Origin of the sequence: Methanospirillum sp., from assembly GCF_035406105.1 — an archaeon.
Taxonomy (GTDB): domain Archaea; phylum Halobacteriota; class Methanomicrobia; order Methanomicrobiales; family Methanospirillaceae; genus Methanospirillum.
In genome coordinates this window covers 1-3,013 of the sequence record NZ_DAONKG010000262.1, presented here as the reverse complement: position 1 = coordinate 3,013, position 3,013 = coordinate 1, and the positions used below count along the sequence as shown (strand labels likewise).

General features: G+C 52.3%; 5 protein-coding genes. All 5 read left to right on the top strand.

The features are described 5' to 3' along the window. Window positions 1–448, top strand: a 448-nt coding sequence (locus PLA23_RS12100; protein WP_324475345.1) for a biotin--[acetyl-CoA-carboxylase] ligase, incomplete at its 5' end; no start/stop codon positions are given. Window positions 449–451: 3 nt separating this feature from the next. Continuing rightward, window positions 452–988: a biotin transporter BioY gene (locus PLA23_RS12095; RefSeq protein WP_324330531.1), complete on the top strand. Its 537-nt coding sequence runs from the start codon at window positions 452–454 to the stop codon at window positions 986–988. After that, window positions 985–1,683 carry an ATP-binding cassette domain-containing protein gene (locus PLA23_RS12090; RefSeq protein WP_324330529.1) on the top strand — a complete coding sequence of 233 codons (699 nt, stop codon included), beginning with the start codon at window positions 985–987 and terminating at the stop codon, window positions 1,681–1,683. Before PLA23_RS12095 ends, PLA23_RS12090 begins: the two co-directional genes overlap by 4 nt. Beyond that, window positions 1,680–2,387 carry an ATP-binding cassette domain-containing protein gene (locus PLA23_RS12085; protein WP_324330526.1) on the top strand — a complete coding sequence of 236 codons (708 nt, stop codon included), beginning with the start codon at window positions 1,680–1,682 and terminating at the stop codon, window positions 2,385–2,387. The genes PLA23_RS12090 and PLA23_RS12085 overlap by 4 nt, the downstream gene beginning before the upstream one ends. Next, window positions 2,369–3,013: hypothetical protein (locus tag PLA23_RS12080; RefSeq protein WP_324475343.1), on the top strand; the 645-nt coding region annotated here is incomplete at its 3' end. The genes PLA23_RS12085 and PLA23_RS12080, both read left to right, overlap by 19 nt.

Below are 3,013 nucleotides of genomic sequence, written 5' to 3'. Positions count from 1 at the left end.
ATGGCCCAATGACATCATTATTGGGGATAAGAAAGTCGCGGGAATACTTCTGGAGCTTGGATCTGAAGGAGACAAGGTAGAATACTGTCTGGTCGGAATAGGCATTGATGCGAATGTAAATCTTGAATCATTAAACCAGACCATCAGAAGCACCATGACCTCCATCAGTCAGGAAGTAAACAAGGATGTTGACCGTGCCGTTCTTCTGGCAGCAATTCTAAAAGAGTTTGAAAACCGGTACGAGATGATATCCCAGGGGGAGTTTGATGCTGTGATCAGGGAGTGGAAAAACTTCTCCTCAACCATTGGTCGCCGGGTCAGGATTGTCACCCTGCGGTCCCACTTTGAGGGGGAGGCAGTTGACATTGATACGAACGGGGCGCTTGTTGTGAAAAAAGATAATGGAAAGATAGAACGGGTAATAGCAGGGGACTGCATCCATATCTGAAAAATGGCCGGAAATTATCATCGATCTCTTATCATCACCCATACCACCCTCTTCATTGCGATGATCGCGGCCTTCTCCTGGGTCTCGGTTCCTTTTATTCCAGTTCCGGTTACCTTACAGACATTGGCAGTTCTCCTGACCGGAACCATCATGAAACGATATGCAGGCATCCCATTGGCGTTGTATGTGCTCCTTGGAGCCATTGGTCTTCCAGTATTTCACAACGGGACGGCAGGAGCGGGTGTGCTTCTTGGACCCACCGGCGGATATCTGATTGGGTTTATCCCTGCTGCAATCCTGGTCGGTCTGTGCTATGAGCAGGCATCAGAGAAGGTGCAGATCGGAGGACTTGTACTTGGAACCGGAGTCATCTACCTCTGCGGGCTTTCCTGGCTCATCATCTCGGTCCCGATGACCGTTCCTGCTGCTATCACCGCCGGAATGATCCCCTTTCTTCCGGGTGATTGCATCAAGGCAGCAGCAGCGTTTCTCATCACCAGACGTATCATGCCCTATACCACGCGGTTTCAGGGTCAATGATTGAGATTTTATCCGTACAGGCCGGCGTCCTTACCATTCCTTCCTGCACCATCCAGCCGGGAATGTGTGCAGTCACCGGCCCGAACGGGGCGGGAAAAACCACTTTTTTAAAACTTATAGCAGGAATTCTCCATCCGGGGGCCGGTATGGTGAGAATTGATGGCAGAGAACCATCTGCGTGTACAATCGGCTGGGTCGGCGAGTACCCGGACCGGAACATCCTCTTTCCACGCGTGTATGATGAACTGGCCGGTCCGCTCAGGTTTACCTGGAGATCCTGTCAGGAGATCGATCGGCAGGTCAGGAAATATGCTCATGATCTTGGCATCGCCCATCTTCTGGATCGGAATATGCATGACTTATCAGGAGGCGAACTTATCCTGGTTTCATGTGCTGCTGCCTGTATCACATCCCCTGATCTGCTTATTCTGGATGAGACCGATTCCCACCTTGATGAACAGATCTGTCATCTGATTGATTGTTTCATCGCACGAGCGGAGATTACATATGTTATCTTCTCCACCCACCGGCCTGATCGGATGGCACGAGCCAGCGAGATGATCCGACTCACCGATGGAGCGATTACTGAACATCTGGTTCTGGCGGAAGAGTCCGGATCATCCCATTGTGATCATCTGAGCAGTCCCTGGTTCTGGAGACGGGTTCTGCACGGGATATCAGGGAGTGATATATGAACATTCCCCCTCTGATACGGCTGAGCGGTGTTGTCAAAACAAAAGGAGCGTTCACCCTTCATGCAGAGGGAACCTTCGGGCCAGGAGTACATCTGCTGACCGGACGGATTGGATCGGGGAAAACAACGCTTGGAGAGATTCTTGCGGGAATTATTCAGCCAGATACGGGTACCATCTCCTGGACCGGGGGAAGGAGAGTCATGCTGCTTCAGGATGCGAGTTATCATATCAGTACAATGACGGTCCGTGAAGAGGCGGCCAGCTGGCATGCCGATCCTGATGTGATAATCCGGCGTGCCGGACTTACCGGGAAAGAGGATGCGGACCTGTTCACCCTCTCGCGGGGGGAAGTGCGACGGCTAGAACTTGCGGCAATCCTCAGCGGGGAGTATGAACTCATAGTCCTTGATGAACCATTTGCAGGCCTTGATGAGGATGCACGATGCTTTGTCAGACGCCTTATCGAAACCCGTCGGGATGCAGTTGTTGTCATCATCAGCCATGACATCACCTCACTCCCGAAGATTGATCAGCTCGTTGCAATGGAGGCCGGTACCCTGATACAAATCGGCCAGGTTCCCCAGTGTCTGCAGAACTGGAACGAGGCACCCGCATTGATCAGATATCTCCGAAAGAACGGGGTGTGCCCTGCCGGGCTCTCACGGGAAGACCTTGAGGAGGCACTATGCAGGATCCGCGGATAAGACTTGGTGCAACCATACTCCTCTCTGCTGCAGCATGGATATCACTTCCCGGAGCGATCCTCACCCTACTCTGGTGGGTGATGTATGCGGGGGCCCGGACCTCTGTACATACCATCCGGTCCCTTATCATCATCCTGCTTGTGCCGGCAGTGATGGCACTGGCTGCATTCTGGTCAGGAGCGGATGGCATATCATATTTTGTCCGGATCACCACGGTTCTTATCATAGCCTCATGGATGTATGCCGAACGGTACCCCGGTGAGCTGCTTGATGTCGGAGTATGGGCTTTTGGAACAAAAACCGGATTTGATCTTGGACTGATCGGAGAGCTGAGTATGGCATCCCTTGATACCCTTGCCCGTGAAATTGAACGTATTTCTGTCGCACTCAGCCAGAAAGGGATGCGGCTCACCCCCCGGATAATACCTGCAGTCTTTTCAGGCATTCTTATCAGGCAGCTGAACCTGGCCCATGAACGGGCCATACTGCTTACACTCCGGGGATATACCAGGGGAGGGATGCATTGCCCGTCCTTCTCCCCGTCCCGTTCAGACTGGATATCCGGGGCATTTTCATGCACCATTTTCCTTTTTTCCCTGATTGCAGGTGACTTTTTTAAGATTGCC

Bases quoted from the DNA above. Each gene is read 5' to 3' on its own strand.
- PLA23_RS12090 (WP_324330529.1), top strand. From the start codon at position 985: ATGATTGAGATTTTATCCGTACAGGCCGGCGTCCTTACCATTCCTTCC.
- PLA23_RS12095 (WP_324330531.1), top strand. From the start codon at position 452: ATGGCCGGAAATTATCATCGATCTCTTATCATCACCCATACCACCCTC.
- PLA23_RS12085 (WP_324330526.1), top strand. From the start codon at position 1,680: ATGAACATTCCCCCTCTGATACGGCTGAGCGGTGTTGTCAAAACAAAA.